Genomic DNA, 24,959 nt, shown 5'->3' on the forward strand with positions numbered 1-24,959 from the left:
CATCGTCGCCCAACCGTGGCTTCCGTGTCTAGATCGCCTTGATCTTGAGGAAGGCGAAAGCCACCATCTTCAGCAACATCCAACCATGGCGAAACCTGGAGATCTGGGTCTCGCCATAGGTGCGCGCGGCGTAGCGGATCGGCAGATCCACCGACTTCAGGTTGAGCTTCGATGCGCCGAAGATCAGGTCGAAGTCACCGAACGGATCGAAATCGCCGAAATAGGCCTTGCCGGCCTTCAGGCGCTGATAATCGCTGCGGCGAAGGACCTTGGTGCCGCACAGCGTGTCGGTATAACGCTGATTGAGCAGCCAGGAGAACAGGTAGGAAAAGATCTTGTTGGCGATCAGATTGAGAAAGCGCATCGCGCCATCGTCCATCGGATAGACCAGCCGCGAGCCATTGACGAACTCGCCCTTGCCCGCCAGCAGCGCTTCGACGAATTTCGGAATCTGCTCCGGCGGCATGGTCAGGTCGGCGTCGAGAATGATCAGCACGTCGCCGCGCGCCACGTCGAACGCGGCGAAGACGGCGTCGGCCTTGCCCTTGCCGGGCTGGCGCATCACCTTGATGTCCTTGGATGGATAGGCCTGCCTGACCCGCTCCATCTCCTCGAAGGTGCCGTCCTGGCTGTGGCCTTCGACGAAGATGATCTCGACATCGTTGCAGAAGTCCGGAATTCGCAGGACCGCAGGCTCGATATTGCCGCGCTCGTTGCGCGCCGGGACGACGACGGTAGCCGAGGCAAAGTCTTCCCTCGCCCTGCGGCTGGACCGTGCGACCAGATAATGCCGAAGCGCCAATTGGCGGATTCCCGGCAGCACGCTGACGAAACGATTGAGAAATCGCCCGAGCCCGAACATCCGGACCGGCGAGAGCACACGTTGCTCCGACTTCACCGGATCGAAATCCGCAAGCCTGGCAAGGTTGCGCAGATCGGGCGGCGACAGCACGTTCTGGTCCGGTTGCGGCATCCGCAGGCCAACGAGCTCCGCGAATTTCAGCAGGGGATACCACAGATGCGAGAAATAGCCGATCACCAGCCGTGTATCCCGCGTGCAGAACGGATGCAGCTGCGCGATGAACTTCTGACAATCCTCCATCGAGCCGATCGTATCGAGGACGAGGATATAGTCGAACGGACCTTGCAGCGCGTCGAGCGTGGCGGGATCCTCGGCATCGCCTTCGACGAAAGTGAGATCGGGGTGGCGCTGTCGCGCGATCGCGATTTGCCTGCGACAGAAATCGACCCCGACGCCATGTGATGGCGCGAGGCTTGCGAGCGTATCGCCAATGCCGCAGCCGATGTCGAGAACGCGACTTCCCGGCGGAATCAGAAACCGGAGATAGCGTTCATCCTCGGCGTGGAAAAAGCTGTTCTTCCCGCGCCATGCCACGCGATCCGTGGCCATGCGATCAGCGTGATCGAGAATACCTGCTTTCCGCGGAGACAGGCAGCCGGACATGACGGTCAAATCCATGGCAAGACACAGGTCGCACTGAGCCTGCCGGAACTGAAATCGACCGCAAAATATATCGCGGCGGCCGAAGTCGCCGCAGCCAAGAAATCAGACATCAATATGGTCCCCCCAGACCTGTCGGCACTCAAGCGCAACTGGGGAGCGAGAGCAACAGGAAGATCGTCGACAAGCTGGATATGTCTGGCATCGGGCCCATGAAGGAGGACCTTTCCGGAGCGGCACGAAATCAGCCCTTGCGGATTTGCGGAAATCGGGCGCCAACTCGTGCTCGGCCAGGGGCGACCAGCGGCAAATATCCGCCACCCGGCATGAACCTTCCCGGCCCTCACCTCCGACCAACGTCCGAAAGAAGCCGGGTCGCCCGCCACGATCGGCATCACGGATTGAAGGGGATCTGGTTGGCCATGGAGCAAGGCAAGTCGGCCCCGGAAAGTCAGTCCGGCCTCCCCTCCGTGACGACCGCGCCACCGGCATGGATGCGCCGCACGGCACCATATTCGGCGGACCGGCGCGCCAAAATGCTGGAGCACATGGCGCGCGTCAGATCACGTCCGCAGCGTCGGGCAGATCTTGCGCCAGCCGCGGCTGCAACGTCAGGCAAGATCGCCAAGGATATTCTCGGCGATGTCGTCGGCCACTTCATCCTGTTCGGTGTCGTCGCCTTGATCTTCCAGTCGCACGTTCCTCTCTATCTCGGCGCGTTTGTCTTCCTGACCGACGGCGAGCGCATTGAAAGCGTCCTCGCAATGATCGGTATCCGGCTCGAGCCCGAAACGATCGGCGCCGACATCGTCAAGCGCTTCCCGTTCTGGTTCGGATGGTTCGCGTTACTCGGCCTGTTGAGAGGTGCCGTCCCCGCCTGGCTCGCACCCTGGATGCCTCCGGCGGAGTCTTGGTCTTCCCTCGCCGGCATTGGCCTTCTGCTCGCCGTCGTCGAAGCATTCACGGCGTTCGGAATGCGACGCGCCTTGCCGCCGCTGGGCGTGGAGATCAGCCCGAACGGCCTGACATGGGCGATGATCCAGTTCGCCATGGCCGTTGGCGCGCTCGCTTTGCTGGTGCTGTCCGGATTTCCCTAGACGTCGCGCTGTGCGGTCGCTTCATCGCCCCAGGATGACGATGTTGTGAGCAGTCCTCTGGCGAAAAGGGTCCAAATGCCGCGCTTTTCGGTGCGTGGCCGAGGCGCGCGTTTACCGGAAATTTACCCCCGCTTTTGAGTGCTGGTATCATTTACTTAGAATTTGACCGCTACCGTGGAAATACGGAAGCGATCCCGAACATCATTGGCACCTCATGTCCGTCGCAGAGTTCCTCAGGCAGCGCGCAGTGGACGTCAGCGTGAACGGCAGCTACTCGCTGCCGCGCTGGTACGATTGTGAGGGCAAGCTGCGCAGCTTTGCCTGTCGCACCAAACGCGTCTCGCCCTTCCGCATGATCGTGGACGTCCCTGTCGTCGGCAAGGTCGGCGAACGCCTGACCTCCTACTTCCAGGATTTCGGCGAATTCCAGTGCACCATCAGCGCGACGCTGAAATCGGGCTTCCTGATGGAGCTCGACATGACGCGGGCGCGGCGTGCCTGGATGTCGGAAAAGCTCACCTGGCTCGAGAAGAAGCAGAAGGATGACAGCGTCAAGGAACTGCGGCGCGACGCCCGTTTCGTTCCCCAAGTCTCGCACACCCTCCTGACGCTCGCCGACGGCAGCGTCCATCCCTGCTTCATCATCGACGTCTCGACGGCCGGCGTCGCCATATCCTGCGAGTACGACCCGCCGGTGGGAACCGCGCTTGCCGTCGGCGCCTGTGTCGGGCGCGTCATCCGCAAATTCGACAATGGCTTTGCCGTCAAATTCGCCGAGAAGCAGTCTCGAGACGACCTCGTGCGCCTCATTGTGCGCTCGCCGCTGCAGCAGTCGGCCTGAACCGGGTCAGCCTCGACTCTTTCTTAACCGAACGCCGAAGGTGAGGTCCCTCGCGCGCTAGACTAAGCCGGCAGGCAGCGGCCGCCGCCCGGCCGTCTGGCCTCCGCATCGCCGCCCTATCGCGGCCCCATTGCAGGATCAGCTTTTGCACGTCCGGGCCTCACGCCGGACGTGATTTGCGGACTTGCGATCGGGGGACCGGATGGCAGTCAACAAGATTACCTGGGACAGGGTCGGCCGGGTCTCCGAGCCCGGGCGTTACATGTACACGTTCGGCTGGCTCACCATCACCGCCGGCGATCTCGAGATCTGGAAGCTCTACCCCGAAGCCGCCTTCACGCTGCTGGCGCAACCGGGCGAGCCGGATCCATCCCTTGGCGAGGAATTCCATCTCGGTGCCTTCGACGTCGCCCCCGGCGCGCCGCCGCCGTTCACCGCCCACTGACGGCGGAAAGCGGCTTCCATTGCGGGAACGCATGGCATGCGGGTTGCTTTGTCAATCCCATGATGCACATCCCCGCCGTCGACCAAGCCTTCCTGCTGCTCCTCATCGTGTTCTGCCTTGGCACGTGCCTCGTGCGCGCCTTCTGGGAGCTCGAGCAGGCGCGGATGCGCCGGATCGCCTCGCCACCCCCTGGGCGCCCAACGGCCCGCCGTTAGCCGGCCAATCCGGCGTTGGCTGCCTCGAAGAGACATCTAAGCGACAGATCGAAAAAACCTCTGCACTTCCTTGATCTGACTTACCAATCACGCCCGAACGGACGTCGCGCGACCGTTGCCATGGATGACGAACGAGTTCTGTCATGCAATTGATTGCGCTTGTATTCTACGTTTTCGCGGCGACGGCAGATGAACGGAAGCTGTCGTGCGCGTTAAGCGAGCCGACAGCCGGCGCATGACACATGGTCGCATCGGTAAAATGTAGATAAGCGGACCAATGGAACCTATTTTCGGCGCCGATGTACCTGATTGAAGCGTTGCCCACCGTCATCGGAACTGCTGCCATCGCCCCGGCGCTGCTGATGCTGTGGCTCGTCATCGCCGCCGAAGAACGCCCGGGGCCGCCCGCCCAGGTCTGGACCGCCTTCCTGCTCGGCGCCGCCAGCATCTCGCTGCTGGGCCTGGCCCGCGCCCCCTTCGCCAAGATGGTCGCCGCACCCGACAACCCCTGGGCAGCCTTGGCCATGCATTCGATCTTCGGCGTCGCGTTGCCCGAGGAAGCCGTCAAGGTCATCGCCATCGTTCTGATTTCCTCGACCAAGCGGCGGACCTTTGCCAATCCGATGGACACCGTGGTCTATGGCGCCGCGGTCGGCCTCGGCTTCGCCGCTTATGAGAACCTCGCCTATCTGGTTCAGCACGCCGAGATGTGGCGCTCGCTGGCCGCCTTGCGCAGCGTGCTGACCGTGCCGTTCCACGGCGCGCTCGGCATCATCGCCGGCGCCTACCTCACGATCGCGCGCGCCGGCACGGCGCTCGGCGCGAACCGCCACCATCGCGATTGGGCCCGCCTCTCCAGCCGCCTCCTGATGCTCGCCGGCCCCCTCGCGCTGCATTCGGCCTTCGACTTTCCGCTGCTGACCTTGCAAAGAATGCCCGATCTCGATCCGACGTTGCGGATGTGGCTGGGGGCTGCGAGCCTGCTGGTCGGCTTTGGCTCGATCGCCTTCGCGATCCGCCTGGTCCGGCGCGTCGCCCGCCACCACGCGCCCCGGACAGATATTGCGCGGGAGCGGCTCAGCCAGCTCCGCCGGATGTGGGCGCTGCTGCTGGCGGGCGGCGGGGTCGGCTTTCTCGGCCTCGCCTTCGTGCTGACCTCGATCCATCACTGGCTGATCAATCCCGAGCGCAACCTGACGCTGGCCCTGATTCCGATCGGCTTCGTGTCGATCCTGCTCGGCCTCGCGCTTCTGGTTGTCACGACCGCGATCTACATTCTCGGCCGCAACCGCATCCGCACCAGCGCGGAAGGTTTTTCCTCGGCGCCCGGCAGCGGGTGAGCTCGCGGGATGGTGAGCGCGCCGCGCGCATAGTAGATTGAGCGTCGACCTTTCGACCTGGAGCCTGCCTATGACCTCGCCCGATGATTTCTCACGGCTGCAATCCGTCATGAGCCGGACGGTCAAGACGCATTGGAAGGCCTTCCTGTTCGAAGGCATCCTGCTCGTCGTTCTCGGCGTGGCAGCGCTCATCCTGCCGCCGCTCGCGAGTCTTGCGATCGCGATCTTCCTCGGCTGGATGTTCCTGATCAGCGGCATCGGCGGGCTGATCGTGACCTATTGGGCGCGCAGCACGCCGGGCTTCTGGTGGTCGCTGATCTCGGCCGCGCTCGCCGTGCTCACCGGCATACTGCTGCTGGCCCGCCCGATCCAGGCCGTGCTGACGCTGACCATCGTGCTTGGCGCCTACTTCCTCGCCGAGGGCGTCGCCACCATCATGTACGCACTGGAGCACCGCCGCGAGCTGAGCAGCCGCTGGTCGTGGCTGCTCATCTCTGGCCTCGTCGACATCGCGATCTCGTTCATGGTGATCACGGGGCTGCCGAGCTCGGCGGAATGGGCCATCGGCATCCTCGTCGGTATCAATCTGCTGTTCGGCGGCGCCAGCCTGATCGGCATGGCGCTGGCGGCGCGCAACAGCAACACCTGAGGCACCTCGTCGCCTGCCGCGCCGATGGGGGGGTGACAAGCCGCCAATGGCGCGCTATATGGCCTGCCATGATCACCGTCGCCACCAGCTATTTTTGGTACTTTAGCTACGACAGCTCGCTGGCGGCAGGAGGATCGCGCTCAATCTGAATATTGAAGCAAACGTCCGAACAAGCCGCCAGACCTGGCGGCTTTTTTTATTGGCCGGCAGGTTCTCAAATTGACAGGAGCCCGCCGTGCTGAGCACGACCGACGATCTTCGCATCCGCGAACTGAAAGAACTGAGCACCCCGGAAGAGGTGATGCGGGAGGTCCCGCGCACGCTCACCGCCACGCGCGTCGTGATGGCCGCACGCAACGCCATCCATGCCATCCTGAACAACCAGGACGACCGTCTTCTGGTCGTCGTCGGTCCCTGCTCGGTGCATGATCCCCGGGCTGCGCTGGATTACGCCGAGCGCCTCGCAAAGCTCCGCGAGGATCTCGCCGATCAGCTCGAGATCGTGATGCGGGTCTATTTCGAGAAGCCGCGCACCACCGTCGGCTGGAAGGGCCTGATCAACGATCCCGATCTCGACGGCAGCTTCGACATCAACAAGGGCCTGCGGCTGGCGCGCAATGTGCTGTCGGCGGTGAACAATCTCGGCCTGCCCGCCGGCACGGAGTTCTTGGACATGACGACGCCGCAGTACATCGCCGACCTCGTGTCCTGGGCCGCGATCGGGGCGCGCACCACCGAAAGCCAGATCCATCGCGAGCTCGCCTCGGGGCTGTCGTGTCCGGTCGGCTTCAAGAACGGCACCGACGGTAATGTTCGCATTGCCGCCGATGCGGTGAAGTCGGCCTCACACCCGCATCATTTCATGGCCGTCACAAAACTCGGCCGCTCGGCGATCGCCTCGACCGCGGGCAACGAGGACTGCCACATCATCCTGCGCGGCGGAGCCAAGCCGAACTATGACGCGGCAAGCGTCACGGCGGCCTGCAACGAGCTGACCAAATCGGGCGTCGCACCGCTGGTGATGGTCGATGCGAGCCACGCCAATTCGAGCAAGAAGCCGGAGAACCAGCCGCTCGTGACGGCCGACATCGCCAGCCAGATCTCCGCCGGGGAGAACCGCATCATGGGCGTGATGATCGAGAGCAATCTCGTTGCCGGCCGCCAGGACGTCGTGCCCGGCAACCCGCTCGTCTACGGCCAGAGCATCACCGACGGCTGCATCGACTGGGCGTCTACGGCGACCGTACTCGAGCAGCTCGCCGACGCGGTCGAGGTCCGCCGCAACGTCCGGCGCGCCGGCCTGCACGAGCGGTCGGCATAAGGCCGGAAGCAAATGCGGGCGGGGCGAGTCGTGGCGCCCTGCCCGCAACCATCATGGATCAGCAGCCGCGGCAGATGCTCTTGATCTTCTTGTCGAGCGCCTGGTTTTCCTTGCTGAGCGGATCGTTCGGATCGGTCAAATTCTTCTCGCTCGGCACGTCCGAGGCGCGCGGCTGACGATGGCCCACGGGAGCCTGCGGCAAGGATCCGGAGCTCGCACCGCTCGACGTCGATCCCTTGGCGCCGGTCTGCGCAATCGCGGTGCCGCCGAGCAAGACCACGAGCGATGCTGCCAGCATGATCTTCTTCATGTCCGATCCTCCATTCTCAAACCGGCGCTTCTCACCGCTCACGTCTCGGGCGGATAGAGATGAACGTCGCCGCAATAATCGACGATACGATAGCTCGTTTTCGCTCCCGCTTCACGTGCATCGGCTGCGGTATTTTGCTCCGCCAACACATAGCTAGGCCCCACCGGCGACTTGCCGGCGCCGCCGGGAATATCGATGACATAGTCCGGCTGACACAAGCCTGACACGCGGCCGCGCAGCTGCCGCATCAGGTCCTGCCCCTCCGCCAGCGTCGTCCGCAGATGCGCGGTGCCCGGGGCGAGATCGCCGTGATGCAGATAATAAGGCTTGATCCGGCATTCGACGAAAGCTCGCATCAAATCCGAGAGAGCGGCGATGTTGTCGTTGATTCCGCGCAAGAGCACGGACTGGCTCACCAGCGGAATTCCGGAATCGACGAGCCGCGCGCAGGCGGCGCGCGCCGGCCCAGTCAGCTCGCGCGCATGGTTGGCATGCACGGCCACCCAGGTGGTCGCGCCCTCGACGTTGAGCGCCGCGACCATCTCGTCGCTGATGCGCGCGGGATCGGCCACGGGCACGCGGGTGTGAAGGCGGATGATCTTGACGTGATCGATGGAAGCGAGCTCGGTCATGATCTCGCCCATCCGTCGCGGCGACAGCATCAGCGGATCACCGCCGGTCAGGATCACTTCCCAGATCTCGTGATGCGATCGGATGTAATCGATCGCAGCGCGATAGGCGCTATCCGACAGCGCGTTCTCCTTGCCCGGGCCCACCATCTCGCGGCGGAAGCAGAAGCGGCAATAGACCGCGCAGACGTGAACGAGCTTGAACAGGACGCGATCGGGATAGCGGTGCACGATGCCGGATACGGGCGAGTGCGGGTGATCGCCGATTGGATCGGCGTTCTCGCCCGGCTGCATCTCCAGCTCCGCGGCGGTCGGAACGAACTGCCGGGCGATGGGATCGTCCGGGTCGGACGGATCAATCAGCTCGACCAGTGCCGGCGTGATGGCCACCGCATAGCGCGCGGCCACGCGCTCGAGCGCGGGCAGCGCAGCCGCCGGCGCCAGACCTTCGGCCACGAGCTCGGCCGGCTCGCGCAATGTCCGTGCAAGACTACTCTTCGTCATTTCTCACCCGCAGGCGGTGTCCACACCACCTGATCGATCCGCGATGCGCCGCTTGCCAGCATCACCAACCGGTCGAGGCCGAGCGCGACGCCGCTCGCCTCCGGCATTGCGGCGACCGCGGCCAGAAAGTCCTCGTCGAGCGGATAGGCCTCGCCGTAGCGGCGCTGCTTCTCCGTCATCGAGTCCGTGAAGCGCTTTCGCTGCTCCTCGGCATCGGTCAGTTCCCCGAAGCCGTTGGCGAGCTCGACGCCGCAGGCGTAGACCTCGAAGCGCTCGGCGACCCTGGGATCCGCCGTCGTCACCCGCGCCAGTGCCGCCTCCGGAGATGGGTATTCGAACAAGATGGTCAAACGCCCCTGCCCCAGATGCGGCTCGACATGCTCGACCAGGACCTTGCTGAAGATATCCGACCAGGTGTCGTCCCCGGCCACCCGGACCTTGCCACAGGCCGCCTCGGCGAGCGCGGCACGGTTACCCTCCCCGCCCCTGATTGTCGACAGCAGGTCGATGCCGGCGAACCGTTCGAAGGCGCCCGCGACCGTCAGGAGCTCGGGTTCGGCGAAGGGATCGGCGGTCCGGCCGCGGAAGGAGAAGGTCCCGATGCCGGTCGCCTGCGCCGCACGGGCGATGACGACAACGCAATCGGCCATGATGGCGTCATAGGGCGCGCCGGCCCGGTACCATTCCAGCATGGTGAATTCGGGCAGATGCAGGTCGCCGCGCTCGCGGTCGCGGAACACCCGGGCGAGCTCGAAAATGCGCGTTTCGCCCGCCGCCAGCAGCTTCTTGCAGGCGAATTCCGGCGAGGTCCGCAAATAGCGGCTGACCCGGCTGCCGTCCGGCCGCATCAGCTCGGTTCGGGGGGCGTGCAGATGGGTTTCGTTGCCCGGGGAGACCTGGAGGACGGAGGTTTCGACCTCGACGAAGCCCTGCTCGGCGAAAAAGCCCCGTATTGCTGCAATAATGGCCCCCCGCGCCCTCAGGAAAGGCCGCCGGTCGAGGTGCCGGTTGGGCGACCAGAACGGTGAAATGGGCTTGTCCCCAGCCATTAACCCACCGCCCCAGCCCCACGCAAAACGCTGGCATCTAACGGCAAAATCAGTATGTTGCGGCCCGAAACGGGCGCCGAGGTCCGATTTGAGGCCCCAAGTCCCCCATCGAATTGATCACGTCCTGGCCGGTGCCGGGCCAAGCAAGCAGGAAATACAGCTTTGAGAGTCATCGCCAGTTCTATTCGCAAGGGCAACGTGATCGAGCAAGACGGCAAGCTCTATGTCGTCGTCAGCGCCGAGAACATCCATCCCGGCAAGGGCACCCCCGTCAGCCAGATCGAAATGCGCCGAATCTCGGACGGGGTAAAGATCTCCGAACGCTACAAGACCACCGACCAGGTCGAAAAGGCCACGATCGAGGAACGCAACTACACCTTCCTGTATGAAGATGGCGACGGCTTCCACTTCATGAACCCCGAGACCTACGACCAGGTCCAGGTTTCCAAGGACGTCGTCGGCGATGCCGCCGCCTATCTTGCGCCGGACATGACCGTCAAGCTGTCGATGCACGACACCAACCCGGTGTCGATCGCACTGCCGCAGCGCGTGACGCTCGAGGTGGTGGAGACCGAGCCGGTGACGAAGGGCCAGACGGCTTCGTCTTCCTACAAGCCCGCGGTGCTGTCCAACGGCGTGCGCACCACCGTGCCGCCGCACATCTCGGTCGGCACCCGCATCGTGGTGATGACCGAAGACGGCTCCTATTCCGAGCGCGCCAAGGACTGACGGGGAACAGAGCGGTCGCACAGATAGCGCCGGGGGGCGAGACAGTGGTTGGGAAGGGTTTCCGCTTCGTCTCGCAAGTTCTGGCGTTGCTTTCGCTCCTCACGGCCTCTCCGCTCGCTGCGGATGAATTCCGCAGCCCCTCGCTCACAGCCCTGCGCGTCGACTGGCGCGCAGCGCTCGACCAGCTCCGCACCGAGATCGGCAGCCGTCCCCGGGTCGCGGAGGATTTCACCTTCGTACCTCGCCGGTCGGTGCCGCGCTACGATCCGCGCGCGACGCCCGCACTGGTGCAGCTCAACGCGGTCTCCTCGCGTTTCTTCACGGGCATCACCCGCAGTCCGGTGCCCGTGCTGTTGCCGTTCGACGCCGCCGCCTACCTCGAGGCGCAGCGCAGCGGCGCGCCGGCGATACTTGCACTCTCGCGCTACCAGGCGGACTTCAATCCCGTCGATATGTTCGATGCCGGCCCCGCCGGCTACAGCGCGACCTTCTCGCTCGAGCCCGGCGCCGGCGACGGCATGCCGGCCCGGGTGTTCGCAAGGCCGGTCGAAGTGCAGATCACGGGCTCTGCGCTCGTTTACGACATCGCCGATCCCTCGGGGGGCAAGGGCGAGCAGGTCAAGCCGCTCGCGGCGCTCTATCCGGACCTGCGAAAGTTCATCCGCGAGGGCTATGTACGCTACGCCTTCACGCGCTTTGGCGTTGCCTATGTGGTCTCGATCCAGTGCCTCGACAGCGTCGCCAAGCCGCGGCGGCTCGCCTGCAAGGAAGCCTATCCGGTTGCCGAGCGCTTCCTGAAGGCGCTCCGCGTCGCCGGCGGCCAGCGCATGCGGCCATTGGCGGATATCGCCTCCAACATCCTCGATCGTCCGGCGGAGCGTTCAGCCGACTTCAGCTACCGGCCGAGCGGCGACATCATCCCGAACACCGGCTACCGCAAGCAAGGCGGTCATCCCGACGTGATGGCCTATGCCCAGATCCGCTTTCCGCTCGAAAAGGCTCCGGCCTTCGTGCGCTCGCAATCCTACGGCAAGCGCGACAAGAGCGAAGGTCCGACCGCCTATCCCTGGCGCGACAATTTCTGCGAGTCGCGCAGTTTCGAGGTCTGGCAATGTGGCGGAGGCTACGGCCATCAGGGCGAAGACATCCGCGCCGCGGACTGCCCGCCCCCCGGCGAAGGCCGCGAGCCCTGCGATCCCAAGCAGCGTGCCGTCGTCGCCGTGCGCGACGCGATCGTGATCCGCGGAGCCAAGGACCAGGCCGCGACGCTTCACGTCAACAGCCGCACCGAGCACATCCGCTTTCGCTACATGCACATGAACCCGCAGGCGATGAACGCCGATGGCGTGCTCAATGGCCGCCTTGTCACCGAAGGCGAGAAGATCGGCGTGATCTCCAACTATCTCGACCATCCCGCGGGAACGTCGATGCATCTGCATTTCGACGTGCAGGTGTTCACCCGCGACGGCTGGATCTGGGTCAGCCCCTACGTCACCCTGGTCTCCGCCTATGAACGCCTGATCCACGCCCGCGGCCGCGAGGTCGGCCCGGAGATGGCAGTCACGGCCCAGCCGGTCGCCCATGCGCTGCCGGACGACGTGATCAAGCCGGACCTGCGCGAGGGAGCGAGCGGCGAGGAGAACTGAGCGCTTGCACGCTCCAATGAAGGGCGGTGCAAGCGCGGACAGTCGCGGACACCGCCAGCTCGAACCAAGAAGGGACCGGGTTGATGAGTGTCGGATTGATCGGTCTCCTCGACGATGTCGCGGCGATTGCAAAGGTGGCGGCAGCCTCGCTCGACGATGTCGCGGGCCAGGCTGCCAAGGCGGGCACGAAGGCCGCAGGCGTGGTCATCGACGACGCGGCCGTCACGCCGAACTACGTCATCGGTTTTGCCTCGACGCGCGAGCTGCCCATCGTCGGCAAGATTGCGATCGGATCGCTGCGCAACAAATTGCTGATCCTGCTGCCGATTGCCCTGCTGCTCGGCTATTTCCTTCCCGCCGCGGTCACGCCGCTGCTGATGCTGGGCGGAGCCTTTCTCTGCTACGAGGGCGCCGAGAAGGTGCTCGAAGCCGTGATGCCGCATCATGCGCACGCCCACGCAGCTCAACCGCAACCGATTGCGGCGGATGCCGGGACGGTCGAGGACGAGAAGGTCGCGAGCGCCATCAAGACGGATTTCATCCTGTCGGCGGAGATCATGGCGATCACGCTGGCGGCAATCCCGTCGGGCAGCATCTGGATGCAGGCGCTGGTGCTGGCTTTGGTCGGGTTCGGCATCACGGTCGGGGTCTACGGCGTGGTGGCTCTGATCGTGAAGGCGGACGATGCCGGGCTGGCCCTTGCGCGCTATGAGGGTGCCTCAGCCATTGGCGCCGCGATCCGCGCACTTGGACGCGCGCTCGTTCGCGGCATGCCTCCCTTCCTGACCGTGCTGAGCACCATCGGCACGGCCGCCATGATCTGGGTCGGCGGCGGCATCATCCTGCACGGCATCGAAAAATACGGCCCGCCGGTGGTCGGCCGCATGGTCCACGCCACGACCGAGGCTGCGGCACACGCACTTCCCTCCATTGCTGGTATCGTCGAATGGTCGGTCGAGGCCGCCATCTCAGGCGTGTTCGGACTGATCATCGGCGCGCTTGCGATTCCGGCCGTCGAGTACGGTCTCGCACCGGCCTGGAAACGGCTCAGGCGATCGCGTTCGGCCTGAAAGGAGCGAAGCCCACCGGCTTCGCTCCATCCGGACTACCGATCACTCCAGAAGTGTCGTCAGTTGCGCGCCCTCGTCCGCAACGAACACTGCGATCAATTCCGCCGGCTCCGTCATGCTCGCATTCGCCGACACCGAACGTCTTGACCGGGCCGCCGCCGAGGTCGGACGCAGAATAAGAGCTCGAAAGGGTTGGCAGATTTGCGCCGCAGCTGACCTCGGTGGCTGCGAGGTGCAACTTGCCGACAGCTCAGTAGTTGAATTATATTATCCATACCATCTAAAGTTATTTCAGCTCGACGGATGAGGATACTCAAAACATTGCGCAGAGGGACAATGGTCCTAAAGAGACACTACATACTGGTCACTATTGTACTCGTGCTGGCATTCCTGCTCGGGAGGCTCCTGATATTCAGTTCAGTGAGCCGAGCAGATCTCGGCATACGCAACGCCGACAACTGTCAGGCACCAGACCTGCCGACATACGAGAACGCAAAATACAACCAAGAGGTCGCGGATGCTGACTACCTACTTTACGCTACCGCAAGCATGAACGCTTACGAGGACGTCGACGTGAGAGGGTTTGACGTCCAAAAATATGATGGCCGCTGGAAGAAACTCGGAACAAAGGCAGCGTCTACCGGACTTTCCGTGGATTACTACGCAAGAAGGGAAAAGGGGGTATCCGTACTCGTCGCAGTGCGTGGAACGCGGGGTCCAAATGCATTCGATTGGTATGCTAATCTCTCCTGGTTTACGGCGATTATTCCAATTCCCTCCTCCTACGATAGTGCGCGCGCAGCTTTCGTCGATATTCGACGCGAAGTCGAGGCAATCGCAAAGGGTGATACGATCTCATATGTTGTAACAGGTCATTCGCTGGGCGGCGGGGTCGCCCAGCACTTGGCGTTTGCGTTTCCCTGCGTCGCGGCGGTGGTTTTCGATACTTCTCCCGTGGTAAATCGGTATCGACTACGCGAGCCTTACGCTCCGAAGATAGTCCTTCTTCATGAACGGGGCGACGAACTCACATGGTTGAAGCGGCTCTTGATGTCGGACGCCGAAACGTCGTCGTATCGACACTATCCGGTTGACACGATCCCGCGAGGAAACTTCAAGCACGCCGTTACTCCTATGGCTGTAGGAATGGCTCGCACGGCGGTGGAATGCCAATTCGACAAAAGAACAGGCAAACGACCGGGCTGTGACGTTCCCGCGTCGGACAAGCGCCCAAAGGAGCTTTACTGCGGATCGTGGGGCAAGATCGGCCCAGATGAGATTTGTCGTGACTGAGCGACGCTCACGAGAGGATGAGGGCCCATAAGTGTCTCCCTTATCCGCTCGCGAGTTGGCACATCGTCCTATACAAATCAGGCTTGTTATATTGTTTCGTTTCCAAGTCATTCCAAAAGCGTCGTCAGTTGCGCGCCCTCGTCCGCAACGAACACTGCAATCAATTCCGCCGGCTCCGTCATGCTTGCATTCGCCGACACCAGATGCGTCGAGCCCGGTGGCTCGAAGAAGGACTGGCCGACGCCGAACGTCTCGACGGGGCCGCCGCCGAGCTGGGAGCGGATCTCGCCCTTGGTGATGGTGGCGGTAACAGATCCCGCATGACGGTGCGGGCGCGAAAATCCGCCCGGTCCGTAGAATACGCGAACGATCGTGACGCGCTTGCCCGGAACATTGGGCAGCGCGTAGGAGCCGATCGGCTCGACCTTGTCGAGAGGCGAGCTCTCCGCAGCTGTGGCACAGAGTGGGACCAACGCACTGGATATCGCATCCATGGTCACGGGCAGCGCCTTGCCGATCGCAAGCGCGCAGGAGAGCCCCGCGACAGCGGCCAATGCCATCGCGCGCGACGGCACCGGGCGTTGCGGATTGGCCAGGCTCATTGCTGTCATGACGACCTCCCCTCGTGCCGATCAGGATGCCACGGCATTCGCGGCCACCGGCCGGGCCGCCGGCGTCCAGCGAAATGCAGCACCAAACCGGTTCCAGACGTTGATCGAGGCGACCGCCGAGGTCAGGTACATCAGCTCGGTCTCGGAAAATTCGCGGGCAGCCTGCGCATAGACCTCGTCACTGACGCCGTCGGGCAGGAAAGTCAGGGCCTCGGCCCAGGCCAGCGCGGCCCGCTCGCGCGGCGAAAACAGCGGTGCCTCGCGCCAGACCGCGACCAGATTGAGCTTGTCCACGGGCACGCCGATGCGTTCAGAGAGGAGAATGTGATGCTGCACGCAGAAGGCGCAGCCATTGATCTGCGAGGCGCGCAGCTTGACGAGCTCGAGCAACTGCTTGTCGAGGCCGGCCTTGGCCGCAAGCTGGCCCAGCGCAAGCACCACATCGTACGCATCGGGCGCGATCCGTTTGAAATCCTCGTACTCGCTGCGGGCGTGTGACATTGCCGTTCACCTCGTGCTATTATAAGACTACTTACATCTTATAAGAGCACTTATATGTTGCGCAAGGCGTCCGCCATCACGAGATCGAAATCCCGGGGCAAACCCGCCGGGCCGGAGGCCGTGCACGTGCCCGCCCCGGGCGAAGGCAAGCGCGGCGAAGACGGCTATCTCGGTTATCTCCTGCGCCAGGCCCACGCCGCGGTTCGCCTGACGATGGAGCGAACACTCGCCGATCTCGGCGTGACCTCGCCGCAATTTGCCGTGCTGACGATGCTGAACGCCTATCCGGGCCTATCGGGCGCCGACGTCGCCCGCCTCACCTTCCTCACCCCCCAGACGGTCGGGGTCATCATCCGCAACCTCGAACGCGACGGCGCGATTGTGATGACGCCTCATCCCGTCCACGGCCGCATCCAGCAATGGACGCTGACCAAACGGGGGACGGCGCTGCTGACTGCGTGCCGGGAACGCGTGATCGCGCTGGAAAAGCGGCTGGCCAGCGGCCTCGACGCCAAGGCCGAGGCGAGCATTCGCCGCTGGCTCGCCAACGTCGCGACGGAGCTGCAGGAGGAGTAGATGTTGGGGAGTGGGCTAGCCGCCCTTCAACGCTTTTTCGACTTCACCGTCGGGCCAGGCTTCGCCCGCCGCGATCACTCGCACGCGGCTTTGGTCGGCGCCGTTCACCAGCACATGCGAACTCACCCGGTCGCCGCTTTGCTCGAGGTGCAAATCGGTCTCGGGCTTCCAGCTCAGCGTGATCGCGAGATCGCCGGGAAAGATCTGCCATTGCGACCCGTCGTCGAGCTCGACCACGTGGCTTTCCGCATGCGCGCGTATCTTCATTCCACCCCGAGTTCTCGATGAAAGGGAGCGGCCCCGGCGCTCGTGCCGGGGCCAATCCGTCAGTCGTTGTCGTGATGGATCACGGTCTTGCTGCGATTGCCGTACTCGTCTTCCTTCTTGATCACGGTGGTGCGGCTCGACGGCTCGCGTTCCCGGATGACCGTGGTGCGGTCACGCTCGCGGACGCGATAGTCCGGCGACTGGCCGACCGTGACGCCGGCACCGACCGGGCCGACGTGAACACCAACTTCATCGGCGAATGCAGGGGCCGCAATGACGGTCGCCATGGCGGCGGCAAACAGATATTTCCTCATCTTGTCCTCCTCGTTGTCGTGGGGAGGGAATGCAGGACTGCGACACTTTGTTCCGCATGAACGGCCTGTTCCGGCGTACCCGGAACCGGCTCACACCGGTCATGTTTCCGGCTAGACTGGACCCATGAAACAAGCTGATTCCTCGGCCCATCACACGCGGCGCACATTGCTGAAGTCCGTGCTCGGCGCGGCCGCTGTCCTCGCCTCACCAGCCCGCGTCCTCGCCGCGCCTCCAGGCTTCGACGAATGGCGCGAGGCCTTTCGCGCACGGGCGATGGCCAAGGGCATTTCGGCCGCGACCTGGCAGCGCGCGATGGCGCGGGTCGAGCCGGACATGAGCGTGTTCAAGCAGATGCGCAGCCAGCCCGAATTCCACGAGCAGGTCTGGCAATACATCAATCGCCGCGTCTCCGACTGGCGCATCATCAACGGCAAGATTGCCCTGAAGAACAACGAGGCGCTGCTCGCACGCATCGAGCGCGATTTCGGCGTCGAGCGCGGCACGCTGCTGGCGTTGTGGGGCGTCGAGTCCGCCTATGGCGATCCCCTGGTGCAACAGAACCACATGACGCCGGTGTTTCCCTCGCTCGCCGCGCTCGCCTGGAACGAGCCGCGCCGGAAGGCCTATTGGGAAACCGAGCTGATCAACGCGCTGCGCATCGTCGACAAGGGCTGGAGCACGCCGGAGCAGATGCAGGGATCCTGGGCCGGCGCCATGGGCCATTCGCAATGGATGCCGGAAGTCTGGCTCAATGTCGGCATCGACTATGACGGCGACGGCAAGGTGTCGCCATTCGGCAAGCCCGACGACGCGCTGGGATCGACGGCCAAATATCTCGTCAATCGCGGCAAATGGCATCGCGGCGAGCACTGGGGCTACGAGGTGCGCGCGGCCGGCAATATGAGCGGCAGCCGGACCTATGCGGCCTGGCAGGCGGCCGGCGTCACCCGCGCCGACGGCCAGCCCTTTCCGCAACCGAATGCATCCGCGCAGATGTGGACGCCGGTCGCGGGCGGACCGACGTTTCTGCTGGGACCGAACTTCTACTCGGTGAAGAGCTACAATCCTTCCATGAACTATGCGCTGGCGATCTGCCATCTCGGCGACCGCTGCCTCGGAGCGCCGCCTTTCATCCAGCCCTTCCCGGGCTCCGAGCGCGCACTGACGCTGGCGGAGGTGCAGGAGATGCAGACACGCCTGACCAAGGCCGGCTTCGATACCGGCGGCACCGATGGCCGCGTCGGCAACGACACCATGAAGGCGGTCAAGGATTTCCAGCAGCGCGCAGGCATCACACCGGCGGACGGTTATGGCGGACTGAAGGTGCTGGCGAAGCTGCGGCAGGGATCGTAGGCCGCGGCCGTCATAGCGACGCGGAAGAATGGATTCCGGGCTCGCGCCAAGTGGCGCGCCCCGGAATGACACCGTGGTCAATGCCGGTACTGCGGCTCCTCGGCATCCAGCTGCCGACGGATCGCGGCGAGATGCAGCCGCGCGGATTCGCAATCGCCCTCGCGCATTTGCCGGTAGGTTTCGGCCGCGACAGCAGGATCGACCGGCAGGACTTTCCGCCCCGTCGACATCGCCAGCACCTGCACCTCGGCGGCGCGCTCGAGATAATAGAGATCGTCCCAGGCTTCCGCGATGGTCGGGGCCAGCACCATCACGCCGTGATGCTTCATGAAGATGATGTCGGCATTGCCGACGGCGGATGCGATGCGCGCGCCTTCCTGGTTGTCGAGCGCGAGGCCGTTGTAGTCGCGGTCGACCGCCGTGCGGCCGTAGAATTTCAGCGCGGTCTGGCCGGCCCAGATCAAGGGCTCGCCTTCGGTCATCGACAGCGCCGTGGCATAGGGCATGTGCGTGTGGAACGCGACCTTGGCGCGCGGCAGCAACCTGTGCATCTCGGCGTGGATGTAGAACGCGGTCGCCTCCGGCACGCCCTCGCCGTCGAGCACATTGCCGTGGAAATCGCAGATCAAGAGCTTCGAGGCCGTGAGCTCGCGGAAGGCGTAGCCATAGGGGTTGACGAGAAACAGATCGTCATGGCCGGGCACGACGGCCGAGAAATGGTTGCAGATGCCTTCCTCGAACCCGTTGCGCGCGGCCATGCGGAAGCAGGCGGCCAAATCCTCCCGCGCGGTGCGGATCGCCTCACTGGCGAGGTCCGGGCGGTTCGAGCGGAATGGCGCTGACGCGGGTGAGGAAGCGTGAAGGCTGTGCGCCATGGCGAAGGACACCTCTGTCGGTCGGAAAGCTCCCCCGCGTTCTACAGGGCCGACGCCTGCGCGTCAGCCCCCGCGCCTGCCACCCTACCCTGCGCGGCTCAGGCCCGCCTTGGCACGCCGCCGGCATTCATGCCGCCGTCGATGACGAGCTCGCTGCCGGTGACGTAGCGCGAGGCATCGGAGGCCAGATACAGCACGCCGCTGGCGATCTCCGCGGCCTGCCCGGCGCGGCCGAGCGGGGTTACGAGCTTTGCCCGCTCCTCCGGATCGATCGGCGCGTTCTGGCCGGCGCCGGTCGCCCCGGTCGGGATCTTGCCCCAGATCGGCGTGTCGATGATCCCGGGATGAACCGAGTTGACGCGGATGCCGTCGCCCGCCGCCGCGCACTCCATCGCAATCGATTTGGCAAACAGCCGCACGCCGCCCTTGGTCAACGAATAGGCCGAGAGGCCCGGCGAACCGCGCAGGCCTGCGAGCGAGGACATCATGACGATCGAGCCGCCGCCGGTCTTGCGCATCAGGGGCAGGCAGTGCTTGACCGAAAGAAACACACCATCGAGATTGATCGCATTCTGCTTGCGCCAGTCGCCGAGCGTCATGTCGACGATCGAGGGCACGGCAATGCCGATGCCGGCATTGGCGACGAGAATGTCGAGCCGGCCATAGCGCTTGGCGATCTCGGCGACCATCTCGATCCACCGCTCCTCGCTGGTGACGTCCTGCTCGAGAAAGATCGCCTTGTTGCCGGCTTTCGTCACGCGCGTGGCGAGCTCGGGCCCGCGCAGCTCGTCGATGTCGGTGATGACAACAGTCGCGCCCTCGCGCGCGAACAGCTCGACGATGGCCTCGCCAATACCGGAGGCCCCGCCCGTGACCAGCGCGACCTTGCCCTCAACCTGCCCTGCCATGTTGACTCCCTTTTTTGTTGTTTGCGCGATCTATTGTCGAGGCATGATCTCCGCGCAAACGCGTACCGCGTTTGTCGCGAGGGATCTTGCGTTATCTAATCACGGATGGCCCCTGGTCCGGCAGCGCGACGTCGATGACGCGGAATTGCACGCGCTCTGCGCCTTGATAGCGATCGACCGAGAGCGAGCCCGCGACGTGCAGCTGCTGGCCGCGATTGGCGAGCAGCGCATTGCCGAGCTTCTGGCCGATCGAGCGGAATGCGATGCCGTTGACGATCGCGCCGTCGCCCGACTTGAAGCGCAGACGCAGATGCGCCTGCCCGACCTCGTCGGCAAAAACGAGCTGATGCGCCGGCAGCGCCAGCACCGGCTCCGGATTGCCGCTGCCGAAGGGACCTGCGCGATTGAGCGTCGCCGCAAGCTCGGTCGTCACCGCGCGCGCGGAGACCGCGCCGTCGATGAAGAGCTCGTTGACGTGCCGCGCCTCGGCGACGTCCTGCGCCAGCGCGTTCTCGAGATAGGCGCGGAATTCGGCGAGTTTTTCTTTGCGCAGCGTCACGCCCGCGGCCATCGCGTGTCCGCCGCCCTTGAGCAAAATGCCGTCGGCGACCGCCTGCCGCACCGCCTTGCCGAGATCGACGCCGGCGATCGAGCGCCCCGAGCCGGTGCCGATGCCGCCGGGCTCGAGCGCAATGGCGAAAGCGGGCCGCGAGAACTTCTCCTTGAGGCGCGAGGCCACGAGGCCGACGACGCCGGGGTGCCAGCCTTCGGACGCCGTGACAATGACGCCGAGCTTGTCCTCCAGCCCGATCGAGGCCAGCGCCTCGGCCTCGGCCTGCGCCTCGGCGGCCTGCTCGATGACGCGGCGCTCGCTGTTGAGGCGGTCGAGCTCGGCGGCAATCCGGGCGGCCTCGACACTGTCGCCTTCCAGCAAGAGCCGCACGCCGAGATCGGCGCGGCCGATGCGGCCGCCGGCATTGATGCGAGGCCCCAGCATGAATCCGAGATGCCAGGCCTCCGGCGGCCCGTTGAGCCGCGCCACATCCATCAGCGCGGTATGGCCGACATGGTCGCGCCGCCGCATCGCGATCAGGCCCTTGGCGACGAAGGCGCGGTTGAGGCCGATCAGGGGCGCCACATCGGCAACTGTGCCGAGCGCGACGTGATGCAGCATGCCGAGCAGATCCGGCTCGGGCATCTCCGCGCTCCAGAAGCCGCGCTGCCGCAGCTCGCGGTTGACCGCGACCAGCGTCACCAGCACGAGGCCGACAGCGGCGAGATGACCGAGGCCGGAGAGATCGTCGAGCCGGTTCGGATTGACCAGCGCGTCCACCTCCGGCAGCTCCGTGCCGGCCTGGTGGTGGTCGATCACAACGACGGACATGCCGAGGCGCTTGGCCTCGGCGAGCGGCTCGATGCTGGTGGTACCGCAGTCCACCGTGACAAGCAGCGTGGCGCCCTTTGCGGCCAGCCCGCGAACCGCTTCGACATTGGGCCCGTAGCCTTCGAAGATGCGGTCGGGAATGTGGATCAGCGGATCGAGCCCGCAATGGCGCAGGTGCCAGGCGAGCAGCGCGGCCGAGGTGGCGCCGTCGACGTCATAGTCGCCGAAGATCGCGACCTTTTCGCCCTTCACGGCGGCATCCGCGATCCGCTTCGACGCGGCCTCCATCTCCGTCACCGTGAACGGGTCCGGCATGAGCTTGCGGATGGTCGGATCGAGAAAGTCGGGCACCGCGTCGATGTCGACACCGCGGCCCGCCAGCACCCGCGCCAGCAGTTCCGGCAGCTGGTGCCGCTGCACGATGGCAAGCGCCTGGGCCGCCCCGCGGGCGTCCAGCCGGTCGCGCCAGAGCTTGTCGGTCAGCGAGCGCGCGACACCGAGAAACGCCTGGGGCGCTTCGACGGGCAAGGCGGTTGCAGGCGGCGTCATGGGTTGCAGTTGGTTTGAGGAACCCGCAATCGACGGGATCGCGTCGGTCCGGCTTGCAGGACGATTGACCCGGAATCCCCAGGGATTTGCAATCTCCGCGCCGCACAAAGCGGTGGATTGCTGATTTGCGGCGCCGACTGACTATCATTTAGGCATTCCACAGAACAGCAAATTAAGCAGGCGTTAGGTGGAATCCTCGAAAAAGAATCGTATTCGATCTGTAATTTCTGGTTCCGGGTTCATTGCAGATCAGACCTCATTGCCAAAGGGAAATCCCCGATGTCTGCTGCGCTGGGTCTGAAGGCCAAGCCGATCGCCACCGAACCCGCTGACGACGATTCCGACATTTCCGCGCTGATCAATCGCCTCACCGCGGAGGTCAACCAGATCGCGGTCGACAAGACCAAGTCGATCCAGCAGATCACCAACCAGATGAAGATGCTGGCGCTGAACGCGCTGATCGAGAGCTCGCGCGCCGGCGCGCAAGGTGCGGGCTTTGCGGTGGTGGCCCAGGAGGTGCGCGGCGTCGGCCAGCAGGTCGAGACCATCGCACGCGAGCTCGAGACCCAGTTGACCAAGCGCACCGGCGACCTCGTCTCCTCGATCGAGCGCATGAGCCAGCGTTCGCGCGGCGAGCGCATGATGGACCTGTCGCTGAACGCGGTCGAGCTGATCGACCGCAACCTCTATGAGCGCACCTGCGACGTGCGCTGGTGGGCGACCGATTCCGCCGTGGTCGAATGCGCGGCCTCGCCGGCGCCGGCCGCGGTGACCTATGCGTCGCAGCGCCTCGGCGTGATCCTCGGCGCCTACACGGTCTACCTCGACCTCTGGCTCTGCGACCTCGACGGCAACGTCATCGCCAACGGCCGCGCCGACCGCTTCCGCGTCGTCGGCCAGAACGTCGCCCACACCAAATGGTTCCGCGAGGCGAAGACCTTGCGCTCCGGCGACGACTACGTCGCCGGCGACGTGGAGAACCAGCCGCTGCTCGGCAACGCGCAGGTCGCGACCTATTGCGCCAGCGTCCGCGCCGGCGGCCAGGCGAGCGGTGCCCCGATCGGCGTGCTCGCCATCCATTTCGACTGGGAACCGCAGGCCCGCGCCATCGTCCAGGGCGTGCGCGTCGGCGACAGCGACAAGGCCCGCGTGCTGCTGGTGGATTCGAATCTGCGCGTCATCGCGGCGTCCGACGGCCAGGGCATCCTCAGCGAGCGCATCTCGATCTCGCTGAACGGCCAGCGCTCCGGCTTCTATCACGACCGCACGGGCGCGCTGGTCGCCTTCCACGCGACGCCGGGTTACGAGACCTATCGGGGCCTGGGCTGGTACGGCGTGATCATCTGCGGGGCGTGACGCGGCAGGCTAGCAAAAAATGCGAAAACAACCCCATGCACAGTAGCCAGAGGGTTGTTTTCATTGATCTTTTCAGCTGAAATTTCCGCCTGATTTTCCGAACATTTTGACACGACGGGCAAAACACTGGCAATCTGCCATCATCGCAGAGTGTGTTGCGGCACGAGGGGATGCCCCTAGAGCATTTCCGGTTCTGATTGAATCAGAACCGAAGCTCTAGCTTCTTGTTTTGACGCGTTTTCTTCACGCGAACCGGTGTCCACTTCGCTCGAAAACGCTCTGGCGGCTTTGTGAAATCACACCCCGCCTTCTGAAGCATTTTCCGGCAAGCCGCGCCCGTTACGGGCAAGAGCCCGGCGCCCTTGTTCGAATAGAGTCGCTTCGCATCACGTTCATCGACGTGAGCGCGCGAATTCGCACTGGCATTGGCCATCTCGCGCTCGTCACATACCAAGGAGACAGGCCATGAAGATCGTCGTGATCGGCGGAACCGGGTTGATCGGATCCAAGCTCGTGGCGAAGCTCAGACAGCAAGGCCACGAGGCCGTAGCCGCCTCACCGAAATCAGGCGTGAATGCCGTGACCGGGGAAGGCCTCGCTGCGGCGCTGGCGGGCGCGGATGTTGTCGTCGATGTCGCCAACGCGCCGTCCTGGGAGCCCGACGCCGTGCTCGAGTTCTTCCAGCGTTCGAGCAAGAATCTGGTCACGGCAGAAGCTGCGGCGGCCGTAAAGCATCACGTGGCCCTGTCGATTGTCGGAACCGAAAGGTCGCCCGACAACGCCTATTTCCGTGCCAAGCTCGCCCAGGAGACAATCATCAAGGCTGCCACAATCCCCTACTCGATCGTGCGCGCCACCCAGTTCTTCGAATTCCTCGGCGCCATCGCCGAAATGGGCGCGACTGACGGCAAGATCGTCGTTCCCTCGGCAATGTTTCAACCGATCGCGGCCGACGACGTCGCCGCCCGCCTCGCCGAGGTCGCAACAGCCAGGCCGCTCAACGGCACGATCGACATCGCAGGTCCTGAGAAGGCTCCCTTCAATGAATTCATCGCACGCCGCCTGAAGGCATCCGGCGACGCCCGACCCGTGGTCGGAGACCCGAAGGCGCCGTACTACGGCGGCCCGATTGACGACACATCGCTGGTCCCGCTCGGCGAGGCACGGCTCGGAACAACCCCGCTCGCAACATGGCTCGCGCGCCTCTGAGACTGATGATCACAAGACACCACAGAAAAGGAGCTCCCATGCGCAGATTGCTGACCGCGATACCGATTTATGCCGCCTCATTGCTGACGGCCCACGCAGCCGAGCCGGCGGCGCCATTGGCAAAAGTCACGGTCGTGTTCGACCAGCTACTGCCCAACGTTCCCGGCAAGAGCATGAAGGGCGTGCTGGTCGAGTACGGCCCCGGAGGCTCGTCGCCGGCCCACATCCACGCGCCCTCCGCTTTCATCTACGCCACGGTGCTGGAAGGCGCGATCCGCAGTCAGGTCAATGACGGTCCAGCAAGAGTCTTTCACAAGGGAGAGAACTTCTCTGAAAGGCCCGGTGACCGCCATGCCGTCAGCGCCAATGCCAGCGATACCGAGCCTGCGAAGCTGCTTGCCGTCTTCGTGGTCGACACGACGGACAAGGAGCTGACGACGCCGATCGCGAAGTAG

At 64.5% G+C, this 24,959-nt stretch carries 27 protein-coding genes and 1 pseudogene; 15 read left to right on the plus strand and 13 right to left on the minus strand.

Annotated features, from left to right (window positions below):
* Positions 1 to 28: 28 nt before the first annotated feature.
* Positions 29 to 1,480, minus strand: a complete 1,452-nt coding sequence (locus UNPF46_RS20590; protein WP_142251222.1) for a bifunctional class I SAM-dependent methyltransferase/glycosyltransferase family 2 protein — start codon at positions 1,478 to 1,480, stop codon at positions 29 to 31.
* A 308-nt stretch (positions 1,481 to 1,788) separates the two neighbouring features.
* Here UNPF46_RS20590 and UNPF46_RS20595 point away from each other — a divergent pair, with 308 nt between their 5' ends.
* The 6 genes from UNPF46_RS20595 to UNPF46_RS20620 all read left to right on the plus strand — a co-directional run bounded on the left by UNPF46_RS20595 (position 1,789) and on the right by UNPF46_RS20620 (position 7,370).
* The gene (locus UNPF46_RS20595) at positions 1,789 to 2,559 is read left to right on the plus strand and encodes a hypothetical protein (protein ID WP_246668702.1); all 771 of its coding nucleotides are present in this window, start codon (positions 1,789 to 1,791) and stop codon (positions 2,557 to 2,559) included.
* Between the two features lie 214 nt (positions 2,560 to 2,773).
* Positions 2,774 to 3,400 carry a PilZ domain-containing protein gene (locus UNPF46_RS20600; RefSeq protein WP_142251223.1) on the plus strand — a complete coding sequence of 209 codons (627 nt, stop codon included), beginning with the start codon at positions 2,774 to 2,776 and terminating at the stop codon, positions 3,398 to 3,400.
* Positions 3,401 to 3,602: 202 nt separating this feature from the next.
* Positions 3,603 to 3,845, plus strand: a complete 243-nt coding sequence (locus UNPF46_RS20605; protein WP_100176817.1) for a hypothetical protein — start codon at positions 3,603 to 3,605, stop codon at positions 3,843 to 3,845.
* Positions 3,846 to 4,359: 514 nt separating this feature from the next.
* Positions 4,360 to 5,400 (plus strand): PrsW family glutamic-type intramembrane protease, encoded by a 1,041-nt coding sequence (locus UNPF46_RS20610; RefSeq protein WP_142251224.1) that lies wholly within the window; start codon positions 4,360 to 4,362, stop codon positions 5,398 to 5,400.
* A 70-nt stretch (positions 5,401 to 5,470) separates the two neighbouring features.
* Entirely contained in the window at positions 5,471 to 6,049 is a 579-nt protein-coding gene (locus UNPF46_RS20615; RefSeq protein ID WP_100176819.1) for an HdeD family acid-resistance protein, read from the plus strand.
* A 235-nt stretch (positions 6,050 to 6,284) separates the two neighbouring features.
* On the plus strand, positions 6,285 to 7,370 hold the full coding sequence (locus UNPF46_RS20620) for a 3-deoxy-7-phosphoheptulonate synthase (RefSeq protein ID WP_142251225.1): 1,086 nt from the start codon (positions 6,285 to 6,287) through the stop codon (positions 7,368 to 7,370).
* A gap of 58 nt (positions 7,371 to 7,428) precedes the next feature.
* On the opposite strand, the gene UNPF46_RS20625 is transcribed toward UNPF46_RS20620, so the two are convergent.
* From UNPF46_RS20625 to epmA, 3 genes are read right to left on the minus strand one after another with little or no spacing between them, the layout of a single operon-like run.
* On the minus strand, positions 7,429 to 7,680 hold the full coding sequence (locus tag UNPF46_RS20625; RefSeq protein WP_100176821.1) for a hypothetical protein: 252 nt from the start codon (positions 7,678 to 7,680) through the stop codon (positions 7,429 to 7,431).
* 38 nt (positions 7,681 to 7,718) lie between these two features.
* On the minus strand, positions 7,719 to 8,813 hold the full coding sequence (locus UNPF46_RS20630; RefSeq protein ID WP_100176822.1) for a lysine-2,3-aminomutase-like protein: 1,095 nt from the start codon (positions 8,811 to 8,813) through the stop codon (positions 7,719 to 7,721).
* Entirely contained in the window at positions 8,810 to 9,862 is a 1,053-nt protein-coding gene (epmA, locus tag UNPF46_RS20635) for an EF-P lysine aminoacylase EpmA (protein WP_142251226.1), read from the minus strand. Before epmA ends, UNPF46_RS20630 begins: the two co-directional genes overlap by 4 nt.
* A gap of 162 nt (positions 9,863 to 10,024) precedes the next feature.
* Between epmA and efp the strand changes: the two genes are divergently transcribed.
* From efp to UNPF46_RS20650, 3 genes are all read left to right on the plus strand, one after another.
* Entirely contained in the window at positions 10,025 to 10,591 is a 567-nt protein-coding gene (gene efp / locus UNPF46_RS20640) for an elongation factor P (RefSeq protein ID WP_100176824.1), read from the plus strand.
* Positions 10,592 to 10,614: 23 nt separating this feature from the next.
* Positions 10,615 to 12,237, plus strand: coding sequence for a peptidase M23 (locus tag UNPF46_RS20645; RefSeq protein WP_100176825.1), 1,623 nt, complete (start codon positions 10,615 to 10,617; stop codon positions 12,235 to 12,237).
* 83 nt (positions 12,238 to 12,320) lie between these two features.
* Entirely contained in the window at positions 12,321 to 13,307 is a 987-nt protein-coding gene (locus UNPF46_RS20650; RefSeq protein ID WP_142251227.1) for a DUF808 domain-containing protein, read from the plus strand.
* A 42-nt stretch (positions 13,308 to 13,349) separates the two neighbouring features.
* Here UNPF46_RS20650 and UNPF46_RS38735 read toward each other — a convergent pair.
* Positions 13,350 to 13,476 (minus strand): annotated as a pseudogene (locus tag UNPF46_RS38735) (cupin domain-containing protein); the annotation flags it as partial.
* Positions 13,477 to 13,643: 167 nt separating this feature from the next.
* Here UNPF46_RS38735 and UNPF46_RS20655 point away from each other — a divergent pair.
* Entirely contained in the window at positions 13,644 to 14,600 is a 957-nt protein-coding gene (locus UNPF46_RS20655; RefSeq protein ID WP_142251228.1) for a Tle-like phospholipase domain-containing protein, read from the plus strand.
* A 107-nt stretch (positions 14,601 to 14,707) separates the two neighbouring features.
* Here UNPF46_RS20655 and UNPF46_RS20660 read toward each other — a convergent pair whose 3' ends face one another.
* Both UNPF46_RS20660 and UNPF46_RS20665 read right to left on the minus strand, forming a co-directional pair.
* Positions 14,708 to 15,211, minus strand: a complete 504-nt coding sequence (locus UNPF46_RS20660) for a cupin domain-containing protein (RefSeq protein WP_142251229.1) — start codon at positions 15,209 to 15,211, stop codon at positions 14,708 to 14,710.
* 21 nt (positions 15,212 to 15,232) lie between these two features.
* Entirely contained in the window at positions 15,233 to 15,712 is a 480-nt protein-coding gene (locus UNPF46_RS20665; protein ID WP_142251230.1) for a carboxymuconolactone decarboxylase family protein, read from the minus strand.
* A 54-nt stretch (positions 15,713 to 15,766) separates the two neighbouring features.
* Between UNPF46_RS20665 and UNPF46_RS20670 the strand changes: the two genes are divergently transcribed.
* Positions 15,767 to 16,288 (plus strand): MarR family winged helix-turn-helix transcriptional regulator, encoded by a 522-nt coding sequence (locus tag UNPF46_RS20670; protein WP_142251231.1) that lies wholly within the window; start codon positions 15,767 to 15,769, stop codon positions 16,286 to 16,288.
* 15 nt (positions 16,289 to 16,303) lie between these two features.
* Here the strand turns inward: UNPF46_RS20670 and UNPF46_RS20675 are convergent, their stop codons facing one another.
* Together UNPF46_RS20675 and UNPF46_RS20680 are read right to left on the minus strand one after the other, a co-directional pair.
* On the minus strand, positions 16,304 to 16,555 hold the full coding sequence (locus UNPF46_RS20675; RefSeq protein ID WP_142251232.1) for a hypothetical protein: 252 nt from the start codon (positions 16,553 to 16,555) through the stop codon (positions 16,304 to 16,306).
* Between the two features lie 59 nt (positions 16,556 to 16,614).
* The gene (locus UNPF46_RS20680) at positions 16,615 to 16,869 is read right to left on the minus strand and encodes a hypothetical protein (protein ID WP_142251233.1); all 255 of its coding nucleotides are present in this window, start codon (positions 16,867 to 16,869) and stop codon (positions 16,615 to 16,617) included.
* 124 nt (positions 16,870 to 16,993) lie between these two features.
* On the opposite strand from UNPF46_RS20680, the gene UNPF46_RS20685 reads away from it, so the two are divergent.
* A complete protein-coding gene (locus UNPF46_RS20685; protein ID WP_142251234.1) occupies positions 16,994 to 18,223 on the plus strand; it encodes a lytic murein transglycosylase in 1,230 nt (409 codons plus the stop codon).
* Between the two features lie 77 nt (positions 18,224 to 18,300).
* Here the strand turns inward: UNPF46_RS20685 and UNPF46_RS20690 are convergent, their stop codons facing one another.
* From UNPF46_RS20690 to recJ, 3 genes are all read right to left on the minus strand, one after another.
* Positions 18,301 to 19,098 carry an aldolase gene (locus UNPF46_RS20690; protein WP_142251235.1) on the minus strand — a complete coding sequence of 266 codons (798 nt, stop codon included), beginning with the start codon at positions 19,096 to 19,098 and terminating at the stop codon, positions 18,301 to 18,303.
* A gap of 98 nt (positions 19,099 to 19,196) precedes the next feature.
* On the minus strand, positions 19,197 to 20,006 hold the full coding sequence (locus UNPF46_RS20695) for an SDR family NAD(P)-dependent oxidoreductase (protein ID WP_142251236.1): 810 nt from the start codon (positions 20,004 to 20,006) through the stop codon (positions 19,197 to 19,199).
* Between the two features lie 91 nt (positions 20,007 to 20,097).
* A complete protein-coding gene (recJ, locus tag UNPF46_RS20700) occupies positions 20,098 to 21,939 on the minus strand; it encodes a single-stranded-DNA-specific exonuclease RecJ (protein ID WP_142251237.1) in 1,842 nt (613 codons plus the stop codon).
* 279 nt (positions 21,940 to 22,218) lie between these two features.
* On the opposite strand from recJ, the gene UNPF46_RS20705 reads away from it, so the two are divergent.
* Positions 22,219 to 23,295: a methyl-accepting chemotaxis protein gene (locus tag UNPF46_RS20705; protein ID WP_142251238.1), complete on the plus strand. Its 1,077-nt coding sequence runs from the start codon at positions 22,219 to 22,221 to the stop codon at positions 23,293 to 23,295.
* A gap of 202 nt (positions 23,296 to 23,497) precedes the next feature.
* Here UNPF46_RS20705 and UNPF46_RS20710 read toward each other — a convergent pair whose 3' ends face one another.
* Positions 23,498 to 23,728, minus strand: coding sequence for a hypothetical protein (locus UNPF46_RS20710; RefSeq protein ID WP_142251239.1), 231 nt, complete (start codon positions 23,726 to 23,728; stop codon positions 23,498 to 23,500).
* 32 nt (positions 23,729 to 23,760) lie between these two features.
* Between UNPF46_RS20710 and UNPF46_RS20715 the strand changes: the two genes are divergently transcribed.
* The gene (locus UNPF46_RS20715) at positions 23,761 to 24,504 is read left to right on the plus strand and encodes an SDR family oxidoreductase (RefSeq protein WP_142251240.1); all 744 of its coding nucleotides are present in this window, start codon (positions 23,761 to 23,763) and stop codon (positions 24,502 to 24,504) included.
* Positions 24,505 to 24,542: 38 nt separating this feature from the next.
* Positions 24,543 to 24,959, plus strand: a complete 417-nt coding sequence (locus UNPF46_RS20720) for a cupin domain-containing protein (protein ID WP_142251241.1) — start codon at positions 24,543 to 24,545, stop codon at positions 24,957 to 24,959.

The organism is Bradyrhizobium sp. UNPF46 (genome assembly GCF_006658625.1).
Taxonomy (GTDB): domain Bacteria; phylum Pseudomonadota; class Alphaproteobacteria; order Rhizobiales; family Xanthobacteraceae; genus Bradyrhizobium; species Bradyrhizobium nitroreducens.